This window comes from Vibrio sp. YYF0003, assembly GCF_036350715.1.
Taxonomy (GTDB): domain Bacteria; phylum Pseudomonadota; class Gammaproteobacteria; order Enterobacterales; family Vibrionaceae; genus Vibrio; species Vibrio natriegens.
Window position 1 is genome coordinate 285,376 of record NZ_JAZDWA010000001.1, and the last position, 14,725, is coordinate 300,100.

The 14,725-nt window shown below is 43.7% G+C and carries 13 protein-coding genes and 4 tRNA genes; 9 read left to right on the forward strand and 8 right to left on the reverse strand.

The features are described from left to right. Positions 1 to 27: 27 nt before the first annotated feature. The 3 genes from V1U08_RS01285 to V1U08_RS01295 all read right to left on the reverse strand — a co-directional run bounded on the left by V1U08_RS01285 (position 28) and on the right by V1U08_RS01295 (position 1,963). Complete coding sequence (locus V1U08_RS01285) at positions 28 to 345, reverse strand: c-type cytochrome (RefSeq protein ID WP_330469696.1); 318 nt, start codon at positions 343 to 345, stop codon at positions 28 to 30. 78 nt (positions 346 to 423) lie between these two features. Further along, positions 424 to 1,428 carry a low-specificity L-threonine aldolase gene (gene ltaE / locus V1U08_RS01290; protein WP_330469697.1) on the reverse strand — a complete coding sequence of 335 codons (1,005 nt, stop codon included), beginning with the start codon at positions 1,426 to 1,428 and terminating at the stop codon, positions 424 to 426. A 19-nt stretch (positions 1,429 to 1,447) separates the two neighbouring features. Continuing rightward, positions 1,448 to 1,963, reverse strand: a complete 516-nt coding sequence (locus tag V1U08_RS01295) for an NUDIX hydrolase (RefSeq protein ID WP_330469698.1) — start codon at positions 1,961 to 1,963, stop codon at positions 1,448 to 1,450. 360 nt (positions 1,964 to 2,323) lie between these two features. On the opposite strand from V1U08_RS01295, the gene V1U08_RS01300 reads away from it, so the two are divergent. From V1U08_RS01300 to dld, 5 genes are all read left to right on the forward strand, one after another. Next, positions 2,324 to 3,985: an ATPase RavA domain-containing protein gene (locus V1U08_RS01300; RefSeq protein WP_014234159.1), complete on the forward strand. Its 1,662-nt coding sequence runs from the start codon at positions 2,324 to 2,326 to the stop codon at positions 3,983 to 3,985. A gap of 9 nt (positions 3,986 to 3,994) precedes the next feature. Next, the gene (gene viaA, locus V1U08_RS01305) at positions 3,995 to 5,449 is read left to right on the forward strand and encodes an ATPase RavA stimulator ViaA (RefSeq protein WP_330469699.1); all 1,455 of its coding nucleotides are present in this window, start codon (positions 3,995 to 3,997) and stop codon (positions 5,447 to 5,449) included. A gap of 237 nt (positions 5,450 to 5,686) precedes the next feature. After that, positions 5,687 to 5,760 (forward strand) — tRNA-Cys (locus V1U08_RS01310). Between the two features lie 206 nt (positions 5,761 to 5,966). Then, positions 5,967 to 6,869, forward strand: a complete 903-nt coding sequence (locus V1U08_RS01315) for a LysR family transcriptional regulator (RefSeq protein ID WP_065301128.1) — start codon at positions 5,967 to 5,969, stop codon at positions 6,867 to 6,869. A 388-nt stretch (positions 6,870 to 7,257) separates the two neighbouring features. Beyond that, on the forward strand, positions 7,258 to 8,964 hold the full coding sequence (gene dld, locus V1U08_RS01320) for a D-lactate dehydrogenase (protein WP_330469700.1): 1,707 nt from the start codon (positions 7,258 to 7,260) through the stop codon (positions 8,962 to 8,964). A 101-nt stretch (positions 8,965 to 9,065) separates the two neighbouring features. On the opposite strand, the gene V1U08_RS01325 is transcribed toward dld, so the two are convergent. Further along, complete coding sequence (locus tag V1U08_RS01325; protein WP_014234163.1) at positions 9,066 to 9,374, reverse strand: AzlD family protein; 309 nt, start codon at positions 9,372 to 9,374, stop codon at positions 9,066 to 9,068. Further along, positions 9,371 to 10,102 (reverse strand): AzlC family ABC transporter permease, encoded by a 732-nt coding sequence (locus V1U08_RS01330; protein ID WP_330469701.1) that lies wholly within the window; start codon positions 10,100 to 10,102, stop codon positions 9,371 to 9,373. The genes V1U08_RS01325 and V1U08_RS01330 overlap by 4 nt, the downstream gene beginning before the upstream one ends. 361 nt (positions 10,103 to 10,463) lie before the next feature. Here V1U08_RS01330 and V1U08_RS01335 point away from each other — a divergent pair. From V1U08_RS01335 to V1U08_RS01350, 4 genes are all read left to right on the forward strand, one after another. Next, positions 10,464 to 10,539: transfer RNA gene (locus V1U08_RS01335), tRNA-Gly, on the forward strand. 79 nt (positions 10,540 to 10,618) lie between these two features. Then, positions 10,619 to 10,705: transfer RNA gene (locus V1U08_RS01340), tRNA-Leu, on the forward strand. Between the two features lie 115 nt (positions 10,706 to 10,820). Beyond that, a tRNA-Cys gene (locus V1U08_RS01345) sits at positions 10,821 to 10,894 on the forward strand. Positions 10,895 to 11,115: 221 nt separating this feature from the next. After that, positions 11,116 to 11,370, forward strand: coding sequence for a nitrite reductase (locus V1U08_RS01350; protein ID WP_329353259.1), 255 nt, complete (start codon positions 11,116 to 11,118; stop codon positions 11,368 to 11,370). A 48-nt stretch (positions 11,371 to 11,418) separates the two neighbouring features. Here the strand turns inward: V1U08_RS01350 and V1U08_RS01355 are convergent, their stop codons facing one another. The 3 genes from V1U08_RS01355 to V1U08_RS01365 form a co-directional block, all read right to left on the reverse strand. Continuing rightward, positions 11,419 to 12,207 carry a lipase family protein gene (locus V1U08_RS01355; protein ID WP_329353261.1) on the reverse strand — a complete coding sequence of 263 codons (789 nt, stop codon included), beginning with the start codon at positions 12,205 to 12,207 and terminating at the stop codon, positions 11,419 to 11,421. A gap of 105 nt (positions 12,208 to 12,312) precedes the next feature. Then, complete coding sequence (locus tag V1U08_RS01360; protein ID WP_330469702.1) at positions 12,313 to 13,242, reverse strand: CHAD domain-containing protein; 930 nt, start codon at positions 13,240 to 13,242, stop codon at positions 12,313 to 12,315. Between the two features lie 119 nt (positions 13,243 to 13,361). Next, the gene (locus V1U08_RS01365; protein ID WP_330469703.1) at positions 13,362 to 14,687 is read right to left on the reverse strand and encodes a sensor domain-containing diguanylate cyclase; all 1,326 of its coding nucleotides are present in this window, start codon (positions 14,685 to 14,687) and stop codon (positions 13,362 to 13,364) included. Between the last annotated feature and the right edge of the window lie 38 nt (positions 14,688 to 14,725).

Consider the following 14,725-nt stretch of genomic DNA (forward strand, 5'->3'; position numbering starts at 1 on the left):
TCGCCGTAATTTTAGAGTACATCAATATCAATGAGTTAGTTGTTCCGCATAAAACGCAGCCACGTCTCTAAGATCTTCATCATTGAGCTTTTTTAATTGGCTTTCCATCATTTCTGCTAAGGGGCCTTGGCGCTCACTGTTTTGATAGGACTTCATTGCGTTAAACAGATACTGAGCGTCCTGACCCGCGAGGTTAGGGTAAGTTTCATTGACACTGATGCCCGTCGCACCGTGACAATAGACACAACTGGGTGACTTAATTTTACCTTTGGTTGCGTCACCAGAAGGGTTTGCCATGGTGGCGGGAGCAAAAATAACAGAAATAAACAACAGGTACTTTAACATCAGCGAGCTCTTTATGGTGCGAATACTCGCTGTAGATTAAAGCTTCCCCTAAGGGGAAGCTCAATGATCAAAATCAAGTCAGAGAACAGATTTTAACGCAGATAAGAACGTGGCAACATCTTGTTCTGAAATGTCTTTATGGGTCACAAATCGGATTGGGTTCCCCGGCGTGATAATGATGTCTTGCTGTTTTAGTTTCTCAGCGATGCTCACGATATCCACTTGAGGATCTAACTTAGCAAACACAATGTTGGTTTGGACTAAATCAGGATTGACTGAGAACCCAGGAAGTTCTGCCAATCCTTGAGCTAGCGTTTTGGCATTAATATGATCTTGCTTTAACTGGAGGACTTGCTCGGTAATCGCGAGTTTACCCGCAGCGGCTAAGATACCTGCCTGGCGCATTCCTCCGCCAACCATCTTTCTCAGGCGTCGTGCTTTTGCAATGTACTCTTTGCTGCCGAGAAGGAGAGAACCAACAGGTGCGCAGAGTCCTTTTGAAAGGCAAATGGTCATTGAGTCAAAATACTGCGCAATTTCTTTAACAGGTACATCAAGCGCCACTGCAGCGTTAAACACGCGTGCACCGTCAAGGTGTAACTTCAGGTTGTGCTGATTAACAAATTCACGAGCTTCTGCAAGATAGGTAAGCGGTAGAACTTTACCATTTATGGTGTTCTCAAGGCTCAGCAAACGCGTTCGAGCGAAGTGCATGTCATCGGGCTTAATTGCAGCTGCGAGTTTATCAAAAGGTAAAGTACCGTCGGGATTATTCTCGATTGGTTGAGGTTGAATGGAGCCTAAAACCGCCGCGCCACCCGCTTCGTATTTGTAGTTGTGCGCTTGTTGGCCGCAAAGGTACTCGTCTCCGCGCTCACAGTGAGCCATCAAACCTAACAAGTTCGCTTGAGTGCCGGATGTGGTAAACAGGGCTGCTTCAAAGCCTGCTAGCTCTGCAGCGAATTGCTCCAGCTCATTCACTGTTGGATCATCACCGTAAACGTCATCCCCAACTGGCGCTGTAAACATGGCTTCGCGCATGGCTTGAGTCGGTTGAGTTACTGTATCTGATCGAAAGTCCATGAATATCTCCTCTTAATCCCTAAATATATCCGCAAAGTCGAGCTTTGCTTAAACAAGCGATAGTTTTAGCATCGGTAATCGTGCCGTCGATAATTTTTTCTTCTAGCTGTTTTAGTGACAGCGTCACCACTTCAATCACTTCGTCTTCATCACATTCATAGCGATGAGTCGCGGTTAACTCCTGTGCGATAAATAAGTATTGGATTTCATCACAGAAGCCAGCTAAAGGCGTAACTTGTCCGAGCGAAATAAATTTTTGTGCGCTAAACCCGGTTTCTTCTTCCAGCTCTCGCCTTGCACATGACAAGGGGTCTTCAACACCTTCGCGTGTTCCTGCCGGCAGTTCAAGCAACCATTTTTTCAGAGAAGGACGAAACTGGTTCACAAGTACGACTTCATTGTTCTCTGTTATAGGCAAGATAACCGCAGCTCCAGGGTGATGAATCGTGGTGTGTGTAATGACCTGACCAGTGGGTAGTTCAACGTCTTCTTCTACCAGTGCGATTTGCTTCCATTTATGAATGGTTTTAGTCATGAAGTGATAATCCAAACTATTAAGGCTTGTATGAACATTAACGACATTCTTCATCAAACAAAAGTAAAAATCTGTTTACAACCCCATAACTTGGAAAGAGTAAACAATTCTATTGTGTGATTTTCTTGAGCTTGTGTCAGCGAGAAATCATTGCGTTCTGTATCTGAAAGCCATTCTAACACTACAAAAGTGTACATATTTTCAGTGATATGTATCTCATAAATGGAAACTTTGATTGCTCGGCGATGTGGTAAGTAAGCATCTGTTATAAGGGGAGGTAGAATAAATTACACTTGTAACAAAGTGATAACAAATGTATAAAAATAAATATACCGCATCAGTCCAGCAGCCGGAGCCCTCATGATACAACCCTCTTTTGCATCTAATGCCGATAAAGCACTTCTTTCCGAGCGTATCAATAAGTTAGCGAAAGCGTTGACTGATGGCGTTTACGAACGTGAACATACCATCAAACTTTGTCTTCTGGCAGCCCTTGCTGGCGAAAGCGTTTTTCTTCTCGGCCCTCCGGGTATTGCGAAAAGCTTGATTGCTAAGCGCTTAATTCAGGCGTTTGATAACAGCAGCTATTTTGAATACTTGATGACTCGATTCTCGACCCCAGAAGAGGTGTTCGGCCCGCTTAGTATCCAAGAATTGAAAGATAACGGCCGTTATGTTCGTCTGACTGAAGGCTACCTTCCGACGGCTCAAGTCGTTTTCTTAGATGAAATTTGGAAAGCTGGTCCAGCAATCCTGAATACTTTGCTGACAGTAGTGAACGAAAAAACATTTAAAAACGGCAGTGACATCGAGCGCGTGCCAATGCGTTTGTTGGTGTCGGCATCGAATGAACTCCCAGACGAAGACAGCGGCTTAGACGCATTGTATGACCGTATGCTGGTACGTGTGTTTGTTAACCGTATTCAGAACAAACAGAATTTTAAGTCAATGCTAACCGTGGGTACTTCTCAGGAAGCAAAAATACCAGAAGGCCTGGCGATTACCGACGACGAGTATCATCAATGGCAACAACAGTTTGATAAGTTGTCGTTGACAGATAATGCTTTCGAAAAGCTGTTCCAGCTCAAGACCATGTTAGAAAGTAAGGTTGAAGCTGAGTTTGGTGATATCGCGAATACGGACATGTACGTTTCTGACCGACGCTGGAAAAAAGCGGTGAAGCTACTTAAAGCGAGCGCGTTCTTTAATGGCCGAGATGAGATAAACCCGCTCGATCTTTTGCTTCTGCAAGATTGTCTGTGGAATAGCCCTGAATCTCGTGATGTCGTTCGAAATGTCGTCCAGGAATTTGCATTGAAACACGCTTTCGATCAGCAAGATGCAGAACAAGAAATCGAATATTGCCGAGAGTCACTAATCGACGTGCAACACGAGCTCGAAGATACCTACCGCATGACTCTGACATCAGAAGCCGCAACGGGCATTTTGCGTAAAGAAACTATGCGTTTTGATACGTCTAAAGCGAAAAGCTACAAAGTCGGCGCGGCGGTGAACTTAGTGAAACTAGTGATTTTGCAGAGCAACATGTCGGTATCTGAATCTGAGAAAGGTGACAGTCGCTGGGTGTATGTTCCTAAGGACGAACTAGACCGCGTGATTAAAGACGGCCACGGTGATGTGTACGGTTATGTTAACCAAAACACCAATATGTGCCGCTTACGTTTTGATGTCGATGCAGCCAATAACCTGGTGATTCGTGATATAGCCAATCGCGGCATTCTTGTCGGCCTAGTGACGCAAGAAGGTTTAGATATGGAACGCTACCAAAATTGGCTTGCTCAGAGTGAAAAAGCAGTGAGTCAGTTAAGTGAAGCAGAACATCACATGCGAAAAGTTAAAGCCAACTTTCACGATGCGCTGCCACACAGTTTTGTCGACCCAGAATTGCCGCGTTTAATGGAATCGAGTCTGCAACAGGTTAGTCAAAGGCTTGAATCTATCCAGGGAGAAAGCGAGAAAATTGTTCAGCGCTTTAAGAACTTACAACAGTTTTTCTCGTAAGGAGGCTTCATGTTAGGTGCAGATGGATTCAACTTGGCATTGATGATAGCAGACTCGGGGATCATCGACAGCGCAGTTAACGATCTTATGGCCCGCTCGCAAGTCATGATGATGGCAGAAAACCGAGGAGTAAAATCCTCCGTGAAAAGTCACCTGTTAAAATGGCGTGGCAATGTTAAGAAGCGTATTACTAAGGTATGTGAAACAGAGCGATTTCAGCAAGAACTCGCTTTGTATCAAGAAGTGATTCACTGGAGTGAAGATGAGTTTTTTGATCGCATCGAAGACGTAATCAAAAAGCTCGAATGGCACTCTGCCTTTTACATGCAAGCGCGTCGTATGATGGAGAAGAACAAAGGGGTCAACAACCCGATGTTCCCACACTATTTTTGTGACCAGTGGTACCAGAGCTTGGCGGATGCCATCAAACAAGCTCAGGTGAGTGAACTGGAAGCGAATAAAGAAAAAGTGCTCAATGACCTTTATCAGCGTATGGAAACCATGCGTAATATGGATAAAGTGACCGAGTCTGGTGATGTGGAAAGCGTAGGTCGATTATGGGATATGGCGTCTGCCAAGTTGAGTAAGACTGACCTTACAGTAATGAAGCGTCATGCGGAGTTTTTGAAAAAGCATAAAGGTTTACAAGAGATCGCTGAACAACTTGGTCGTATGGCAGGGCAGGTGAATGATCCTGATCTGAATCGTGCTCCGGCTGAAGAGTTGCAAATGGTTGAGGAAAAGAGTGACGAAGCGACCGACGACATTGTTGGTATTCACGAAAGTGACGATTTAAATAAACTCCTCCCAAATGAAACCATGTTTTTGGCATATCCAGAGCTTGAAGTTGTGTTCTATAAACATCTTGTCGACAAGCGTTTGATGAACTATCGAACTCAGGGTAAATCTCGTACGCTGCGTAAAGTGAAAGCGCATCGCCCTGATAACAAAACGGTGGATATCGAAAAAGGTCCATTTATTGTCTGTGTAGACGCGTCAGGCTCAATGAGCGGTTTTCCAGAACAATGTGCTAAGGCAATGGCGTACGCACTGATGCAAATTGCGTTAGCAGAGCAACGTGACTGCTACGTCATCATATTTTCTACCGAGCACATTACTTACGAGCTGACTAAACAAGATGGCTTGCGCGAAGCGGCTGATTTCCTGACCTATAGCTTCCATGGCGGCACCGATTTGGAACCGACCTTGATCAAATCTATCGATCTGATGAGTGGTGACAAGTACAAAAACGCCGATATGGTGGTGATTTCGGATTTTATTGCACCAAAGCAGCAGGATGAGCTACTCGAAAAAGTAAATGCACTTAAAGCGAAGAAAAACCGTTTTCATGCGATCAGTTTGTCCAAATACGGTAATCCGGCGTTAATGTCGATGTTTGACCATGTGTGGTCTTATCATCCAAATGTCGTTGGGCGATTACTCAAACGTGTAAGCAACGGTTAGATAGCCAATCAAACATAATAAAGCGGCCACTTGAGCCGCTTTATTTTTGCAGAGTTAGCAAGGCACAGAAACAAACGAGAGTGCTAATAAATACGCAAATTGCTCGAGTCTTGATCTAACTGACTTAAAAGGAAGCAAACAAACAGGAAATAGTGGATTTATGTTTGACTATCTTTTCTGAATCCGTAAAGTAGCAACCAACGCAACGGGGGAGACCTCTTAACGCGTAAATGTGACGGCGCCTTGGCAGAGTGGCTATGCAGCGGATTGCAAATCCGTGGACCTCGGTTCGACTCCGGGAGGCGCCTCCATAAATTATTCAGATATGGCTTCATACTTATCAAAGTTTGTCTTAGCGATATCTCGATGCTAAAAGCATCAACATTAAACCAGCGAAAGCTGGTTTTTTTGTATCTGCCGTTTAGGTGGTGTGATTGGTATAAGTGTGACTCTACTTTCAGCACCTGTTACATAATCCGCCTACAATACGCTCTTCTAAAGGATTTAATGAAGCAGCATGAGAAACACCGACGATTACATCATTTTTTATCATTTGGTCGAGCAGGGCTCGTTCAGTGGTGCGGCTAAGCAAATGGAGCTGACCAAGTCTGTGGTCAGTAAACGCATTGCGAAGCTCGAGCAGGATCTCGGTGTTCAATTGCTCTATCGTACGACACGTACCATAACCCTGAGTGAAGCGGGTCAGTATTTCTTTGAGCACGCAAAATCCGTCTATCAGGCTGTTGCTACTGCGGAAGAATCAATTGTTGGGTTAGGTAAGGATTTATCCGGCAACATCAAAATTACCGTTCCTACTATTTCTGGCGAATTGATTCTGCCTGGTGTTATTGCTGAATTTAATAACAAATACCCTGACATCAAGATCGATATGGAACTTGATAATCGTTTCGTCGACATCGTGAATGAGCGCTTTGATTTGGCGATAAGAACGGGCGTATTGCCAGACTCCAGTCTGATTGCAAGAAAGCTTGTCGACGCAAACTGGATAGTGTGTGCCTCACCTCAATACCTTGCCAGACATGGCATTCCAAAGCAGCCTACTGAGTTAGAAAAACACAACTGTCTCGTTTATTCTTACCAGGAAACGGGCGCGCGCGAATGGGCTTTCAAAGATGGCGAAGACGTGTATCAAGTGACGGTAGATGGCAATCTATGTATTAATAACTCGTCGGTTCTAAGAAATGTCGCACTTTTAGGGCAAGGCTTAATCTACGTTCCCCGCGTTTTGGTTTATGAAGATTTAAAACAAGGCCGATTAATCCAATTGTTCAAAGAGGAAACGGCAAAGTGTCTCGGTATTTACGCTGTGTATCCTTATACAAGGCAGCAGCCAGAAAAGGTTAAAATCTTTATTGACCACTTATACGCCTGCTTTCAAAGCCAGAGCCATCGCTTTTAATTTCTCTATTTGGTACATAAACGCAACATTCCCAATCTGTTGAATGGTGTGTTTGTGCTTCGTTTACACCATTTAAATCTCCTTCCTATTTAGCACGTTACGTGGCTAAGCCAAAATATTCACAAACCTAATATCTTGATAGTGCGCACACATGTTAACGATTGGTTTTGTTATTGTTTCTTTTGGGAAACAATCTGTTTCTTTCGTTAAATTTTATATAAACCATACCTAACGTTATGATAATTAAGAACATTATTGTGATTGTTTGTCGTTGGATTCAGATTACTCGAATGACATCGATAGACGCAGGAAAATGGACTGCTTATAGTGAGCCAAACTCAATCAACCCAGTTTGAGTGAGTGAAGCAAAATAACTAGAGATACGGATATGAAACAAAAGCAGCTGATAGAAAAATTTAAAACGATCGTCGGTGAAGAAAACGTCCTGACCGATCAAGTTAAAACTAAGTATTACCGTTCAGGTTTTCGCTCTGGTAGCGGTACAGCGCTTGCAGTCGTGTTTCCTAACACATTATTAGAACAGTGGAACATCATCAAACAGTGTGTCGAGGCTAACTGCATCATCATCATGCAAGCGGCGAAGACAGGTCTGACTGAAGGGTCTGCTCCAAGTGGTAACGATTACGACCGCGATGTTGTCGTTATCAATATTACCAAAATTAAGAAAATTCATTTGCTCGATGGCGGCAAGCAGGCGGTTTGTTTACCGGGCGCTAGCTTACACTCATTAGAAAAATCGCTTAAAGCCGTTAACCGCGCGCCACATTCTATTATTGGTTCCTCTTCGTTAGGAGCGACCGTGGTGGGTGGTATCGCCAATAACTCTGGTGGCGCGTTAGTTAAGCGAGGACCGGCATACACGGAACTGGCGATTTATGCTCAGGTGGATAAGCAGGGTAACCTGAACCTCGTTAACCACCTTGGTATTGAAGGCTTGGGTGAAACCCCGGAAGAAATTTTGACAAACTTGCAGGAAGGTAACTTCGATCCTGCCAAGATCATTCACGATGATCGTATGGCTTCGGATAAAGAGTACGATGAGCGTGTTCGCGATGTTACCTCTGATATCCCATCTCGTTTTAATGCCGACGAACGCCGGTTGTTCGAAGCCAGTGGTTGTGCGGGTAAACTTGGTGTGTTTGCGGTTCGTGTCGACAGCTACCCAGTACCTGACAAAGAGCAGGTCTTTTATCTTGGTACGAATGATCCAGCAAAATTAACTAAGCTAAGAAAAGATTTTTTATCGACTTTCAAAAACCTACCAGAAATGGGGGAGTATCTACACCGCGATATCTTCAACATGGCTGAAAAGTACGGCAAGGATGTATTTCTTTCCATCGACAAATTGGGTACGGACAGATTACCTAAAATGTTCGCGCTGAAAGCGAAAGTAGAAAACTTTTTAGAGCGTGTGCCTTTTGTTAGTAAATATCTGCCAGATTCCATTTTGTATTACGCAAGTAAGCTGTTTCCGCAACACTTACCTGAACGCATGCTGGACTACCGTGACAAGTACGAACATCACTTGATACTAAAAATGAGCGATGGCGGTATTGCAGAGGCTCAAAAATATCTGCAAGAAGTATGGGCGGTTGAAAGCGACTGCGATTTCTTCGAATGTACCCCAGACGAAGGCAAAAAAGCGTTCTTACATCGTTTTGCTGCGGCCGGAGCGGCGATTCGTTATGAGACCATTCATCGTAAAGATGTGGAAGATATTGTTGCGTTAGATATCGCGCTGCGTCGTAATGATGAAGAATGGTTAGAAACCTTGCCAGAAGAAGTGAGCAAGAACTTGGTTCAGTCGCTCTATTATGGCCACTTTATGTGTTATGTGTTCCATCAGGATTATGTGTTCAAAAAGGGCACAGATACCAAGCTGATGAAGAAGCTAATGCTAGAGCATCTAAACAGCCGTGGTGCGAAATATCCAGCTGAGCATAATGTGGGACATTTGTATGAAGCGGAGAACTCGTTGCAGACGTTCTATCATCAATTAGACCCAACTAATACCTTCAATCCGGGTATAGGTAAAATGGATAAATATAAGCGTAACTGTAACTGCTGTGCTTAATTCATTCCGTTTTTAGTGCGTCCGTATAAAAAGTAGAGCCCCTCAACGCGTTGTCGTGGAGGGGCTTTTTGTTTGTGATGCCTAGCACCAGGCTTGTTAGGCTAAATAGCCCGCACTGCTGCAGCAGCGACTATTCCGGCTGCAATAGCAGGTAGCGGTTTTTTGACGATGAACATCACTACGGTAGTAGAAAGCAGGGCCATGCGCGCCCCGATGTCACCTTCAACGGCAATTGGTGCTAAAAGAGCAACTAACACGGAGCCGGACATGGCAGTGATAAAGCGTTGTACGCGCTCGCTAATAGGAATGAATGACATCACAAATACGCCACCCCATCGCGTCGCTAATGTCACTAGCCCCATGGCGAAAATAATAAGAAGCGTACCGCCAAAACTTGTTTCTATGCTCATGCTTTTTTCTCCTTCCAACAAGCGCCAAGTATGCCACCCGCAAAAGCGCCAACCACCACGTGGCTATTTTCAGGTAGGTACCAGTAAGCCAGTAAAGAAGACCCAGCTGCGGCTCCCCAAATTGCGAATATACGCAAATTTTTAGGGCCAACTACAACCATAGACAGTAAGAAGCATCCCATTACCATATCCAATCCAAGGCTTACAGGATCTTTTATTGCGCCACCGAAGTAGATGCCCATCCAGGTGCCGACGATCCAGAAGCCCCAAAGTGCTAAGCCACCACCTACGAGTAAGCCGAGACCAGGTTCTTTTTTAGCAAATGCATTCATTGCCATTGCCCAGTTCGCGTCTGACGCAACCAACATGACACCGTAACGTTTAGCGGGTGGTAGTTGACGTAACCACGGGTAAAGTGTTGCCCCCATTAGCAGGTGACGTGCGTTGATCGCGAAGACAGTGATCAGTACTGGAATCAATGGGACTTCGGTTCCCCACATTTCTAATGTCGCAAATTGAGAAGCTCCCGCGAACACGAGGCCACTCATTAGCAATGTAGGAAATGCGTCTAAGCCAGTCTGTACTGCCGCTACACCGAACGCGAGACCAAATATGACCACGAATATGGACAGGGGTAATAGTTGTGTAAAGCCACTCCATACATCCATACGCGTAAATTCGTGCAGCGTACTCGACGAAGTTTGAATATGTTGTTGATTTTCTGTCATAGAAATACCTAGCCAGCGGGAAAGGGGATTACCCAAGTAAGATGATTGTTATGTTTTTGTAAAGCGTATCTCTATCATCAATTGTGGCGGTTTTCAAACACAAACGGCGTTTATAAGAAGATCCAATATTTGAAGTGGCAGCATCACATCGACTCAATGAGACATTGTGGCTGACTGAAAATAAGTTGCGAAGGAATTGGGGTAACTGTGATGAGTGAATTATCTTCAGTTTGCGCGCGGTTTATACCGGTCGGATCGCTTTTTAAGCACTTAAATCAAAAAGATAAAATTTATTGTTGACCAGATAAATTATTCCGTTAAAGTACGCCTCGTTCTCACGGCAAAGCCCTGAAAGAACAAGGCGACACTAGCTCAGTTGGTAGAGCGCAACCTTGCCAAGGTTGAGGTCACGAGTTCGAACCTCGTGTGTCGCTCCAAAAATTTAAAGATATGGCGTTAAGCGGTATCAGATGGTGTTTTACTTTTCTGTAAAGGCATCACAAAGTATATTTGTGTGCCCTGGTGGTGGAATTGGTAGACACAAGGGATTTAAAATCCCTCGGCGTTCGCGCTGTGCCGGTTCAAGTCCGGCCCGGGGCACCATCAAAAAGATGTGTGGATTGAAAATCCCACCGTCGAGCTGACCGGCCGAGTGTCGGACCATCAAGCACGGCCCGGGGCACCATCTAATCAATTTAGAGAACAAACAATTTAGAAAGGCGCCTTGGCAGAGTGGCTATGCAGCGGATTGCAAATCCGTGGACCTCGGTTCGACTCCGGGAGGCGCCTCCATTATTTAGAAAGCCAGTCTCAGGACTGGCTTTCGTCGTTTTGAATTCTCCAAAAACTTTTCTATTCTTACTCTTCTTAGCATGACGCGATAAACAATCTGGGTAATTATACTATTACACACGCAGTTTTCTTTAAAACTATAAGTTTAATCAATGGGTTGTTTGATATTTATTGGGTTAATGAGTAACCTTTATCTAAGCAAAAGTTAGAGGAATAAAAGAATGGAATCTGTTGCTGATGTATTGGTGGTTGCTATTGTGTTCGGTTCTTTGTTTGGCGGCGGGATAGTCAAACTTATCTTGAACCATAAAAAGGAATTGAGAGCGCTAGAGGTCTCTGAGCGTAATGCCATGAGCCAAGAAGACCAGGACAATCTCAAAAAGCAAGTCATGGAATTAAAACAGCGCGTTGAAGTATTAGAGAAAATCGTCACTGACAGTAAATATCAATTGGATAAAGAAATCGCATCTTTGTAATTCAGATACTACCGATAAGCCGATTGAGTTCGGCTTTTTTCAGGCCTTTCACCTTTCGTCAAAGAAGTCCTTATTACGGATATACTTGCTCATCAAATGATAAGAGAAGGGGCGTAATAGCCAACTTATCAATGAGCGCCCTAATCGAATCATGGTCGGCGTATTTTCGTAAATTCTGCCGTTATATAACCAAAGCATTTTGCCAACGTGCCAGTACAGAAAGGGAACGGGTGGCATGAAAGTGACAATATCGATATCACAACAGATTCGATAGGTTTTGTGTCCCAACTGATATCGTTTCTTGAATGTCCAGTCACCAATAGCAGGTTGGCCAAATGTCACGACGCGTTTGATACTTTTGGGATATTTGCTCTCGATATAATCAGCAAAAACGCTGCCGATTGCACCACCAGAAGAATGCCCAGTAATGGTAATGCGTTTGCCTTGCAAGATCAGAGGGACAACGGTGTCTTCTAACCGCTCAATTACACTCAAACCTAGCTTGTCTTCATTTCTGCTTGGCATACTTTCTTGGAATAACAGGTGGTAGAAGCCAGCGTGGATACGATATTTCAGGCCTAATTGACGACAACTTTTGGTCCACATTGCGAAGTTTAGTAACCAATCAGAAAGGCTATGAGAACCTTTGATTACCACAACGACCTCTTCGCTCTTTTTACTCCAGAGGACACGAATCATGATTTTTCCGTGCTCGTTTTTAATGACTCTCTGACCGTTAGGATCAAATCCGTAACGAGTTTGTTTAAAAACGCGAGGATAAGCCAGATTACATAACACGGCGTAACGTTCGTATTGGTATCGTTTTAGTGGTTTCACGTTATCGTTCTTATTCTTGCCCAGCTCAATACTTTAGAGTGAGTTTATGAAGAATACGTGAAAAGCCCTGTTACAGAGAAACGAGTGTTATTGAACGATGCTTGTTCAAACTCGATACAAATCCAAAGCGGATGATTCCTGAAGGAATTGATGAAACCGTTTTACATCACTCACGATAGTCTGGCGAGTTTGTTTGTGTTGGTTTTCTATCTGTTTGATCAGCGCTTTCAGTGCTTTTCTGTCTTCTTTTTGTTTGGCTGAAGTCGTTCTCAGGCGAGAGAAAAAAGCGATTTGTGTGGAGGTATCGTTAAAGTTTCCGAGTTTATCTTGCAGTAACTTAAGTTGTTTAACGTTATCTTTATGCTGTTCTTTTGAATAGAGCGCAGAAAAGCATTCAAGGAGGTAGCGAAGCGATTTGCATTTGATTCTCAATGCGTGAATATCGCTATCCTCACTTGTGTCAGAAATCTTGGTGATCGACTTACTCACTCGGCGAAACTGGGTCACGATCTTATTGTTTGCAAAACTTAGCGGAACAATGTGATCGGATTGACCTTCGCTGCGTAAAGCGCGGCGTAGGCTATTTTCAATCAAAATTGATGTACTAAGGTACCTTCTACTTGTTAACCAATCTGCTACGTGCTGCTGCTCTTCAAATTGGTAGTCTTCTATGATGGTAAACATACGCTCTAATGATACCTTATGCTCTGGGATCATGTTGACATAGCGTGTTTTATCCATGATGAATACATCTAGATCACGTAACAAGTTGGTTTTTTTCATTACTAGTTTTAAGCTTGGCTTGAGTAGCTTTCGTTCAAATTGCGGTAAGAGTTCTTTTAACAAAAGACTTAGTGAACGCATTCGTCTCAACGTGACACGGTATTGATGGTTAAACTCTGGGTCTTGGCCAAGGATGACGTCTTTTTCTAAGGATCTCGCATAGAAAAATTCGCTGATAAGAAAATTAGGAAGGATAAAGTTAAGATCAGAATCAGAATATAACGGCAAACGAGACGGTGGCCTTTTAGACATAGTCAGAAACTCCCAAACGCAGACGCTTTAGATAGTTAATGGTATACCTAAATACTCAATTCTTCGAGATTGGGGAGGCGGACGAGGCGAAAAGCTTGCCTACTTACTATGCTCGTGCTTTACCCTAGCTCTTGCGTATAGTCATGATAAATAATGACTTGGTTTCTACCCTGATGTTTCGCGTTGTACAACGCTTTGTCAGCTTCCTCAAGCATAGCTTCAAAGTTGTCTTGCTGATTAAAGGCTGCGATGCCAATACTAACGGTTAAATTGATCAACTTACCATGAGAAACACAGGGGCTCTTCTCAATTAGCACGCGAATTCTGTTCGCAATTTCTTTTGCTTTTTTAGCATCTGTTAGAGGTAAAATAATGGCAAATTCTTCGCCACCTATTCGACCCAAGATATCGGCTTTTCTTAATCCAGTTCGACACACTTGAGTAAAATGCGTCAACGCTTTATCGCCAACACTATGCCCAAACTTGTCATTGATACTTTTAAAGTAGTCGATATCCAAAACCAAAACGGAAAGCCGCTTTTCTTCTAATAGATTGCAGGTATTAAACTCATTGACACCCATCATCATAAAATAGCGTCTATTTTTCACTTTGGTTAAAGAGTCAGTCGTTGCTTCCTCGAACAACTGGCCTTCATACTCTTCTCGACTGACTTGCTCTTTCTTCAAGATATACATCGTCACTGCGGTAATAAGGAAGGCAAACAAAATCGTTATGAGTGTGATTGTTGGGATGATCGCCTTACTAGGAACGTGAGGTTTCCAAGATAGGTAAGCAACTACCTGACCGGAAGGCGAGTAAAGCGTCTTGTAACTGACAAGCCCATCTGCGCTGTTGTTTAAATCGAGCCCGAAAAGTTGATAGTCGCTTTCAAGTTCACTGAGGTAACCGGTATCAATACGTTTTCCTAACGCTAGATACGTCCCTTCGCGCGCTTGTTTATTCTGCTCACTGATAAAAGGTCCGCCAACGATGTGATACACATCTTGGCCAATACGGAACAAGCCGTTGGTGAGCTTTTTATCAGTATTCAGCTGCTTGGAGACAGCCATCATCTCAAGAAGCGGCTGCTTTAAATCGTTATAGTTGATGGTTTTAGCATCGCCGCTTTTAATTAGGTAGACTTCTTGATCCCCGCGAGTAATGGCAACACTGAAATCAAAGTCATGCTTATCCATGAGATAATCGCCTGAATTTTTTGCGACCCAAGCCAAGTCACGCTCAACCTCTATTTTTTGGTATGCCTCATCCCAAAAAGAATATTCCTCTAGAGAGTCTCTGGCGTTACGCTTCTCAAGTTGCAAAGCTAACTGGACTCTATGGGACAATTCATCGGCTGCAAGGCTATCTAACGAGTTTAAGAAGTAGACAAGACAACCAAACACAGAAACCACCATCACGAATAGTAGCCAGGTAATAGTGCGCATCAATGACCTAGCCGGTAAGAATGTCCGAGTTTGCAGTT

Coding starts and splice junctions, on each gene's coding strand:
- V1U08_RS01365 (WP_330469703.1), bottom strand. CDS start 14,687: ATGCGCACTATTACCTGGCTACTATTCGTGATGGTGGTTTCTGTGTTT.
- dld (WP_330469700.1), top strand. CDS start 7,258: ATGAAACAAAAGCAGCTGATAGAAAAATTTAAAACGATCGTCGGTGAA.
- V1U08_RS01300 (WP_014234159.1), top strand. CDS start 2,324: ATGATACAACCCTCTTTTGCATCTAATGCCGATAAAGCACTTCTTTCC.
- V1U08_RS01315 (WP_065301128.1), top strand. CDS start 5,967: ATGAGAAACACCGACGATTACATCATTTTTTATCATTTGGTCGAGCAG.
- ltaE (WP_330469697.1), bottom strand. CDS start 1,428: ATGGACTTTCGATCAGATACAGTAACTCAACCGACTCAAGCCATGCGC.
- V1U08_RS01360 (WP_330469702.1), bottom strand. CDS start 13,242: ATGTCTAAAAGGCCACCGTCTCGTTTGCCGTTATATTCTGATTCTGAT.
- V1U08_RS01330 (WP_330469701.1), bottom strand. CDS start 10,102: ATGACAGAAAATCAACAACATATTCAAACTTCGTCGAGTACGCTGCAC.
- V1U08_RS01350 (WP_329353259.1), top strand. CDS start 11,116: ATGGAATCTGTTGCTGATGTATTGGTGGTTGCTATTGTGTTCGGTTCT.
- V1U08_RS01285 (WP_330469696.1), bottom strand. CDS start 345: ATGTTAAAGTACCTGTTGTTTATTTCTGTTATTTTTGCTCCCGCCACC.
- V1U08_RS01325 (WP_014234163.1), bottom strand. CDS start 9,374: ATGAGCATAGAAACAAGTTTTGGCGGTACGCTTCTTATTATTTTCGCC.
- V1U08_RS01295 (WP_330469698.1), bottom strand. CDS start 1,963: ATGACTAAAACCATTCATAAATGGAAGCAAATCGCACTGGTAGAAGAA.
- viaA (WP_330469699.1), top strand. CDS start 3,995: ATGTTAGGTGCAGATGGATTCAACTTGGCATTGATGATAGCAGACTCG.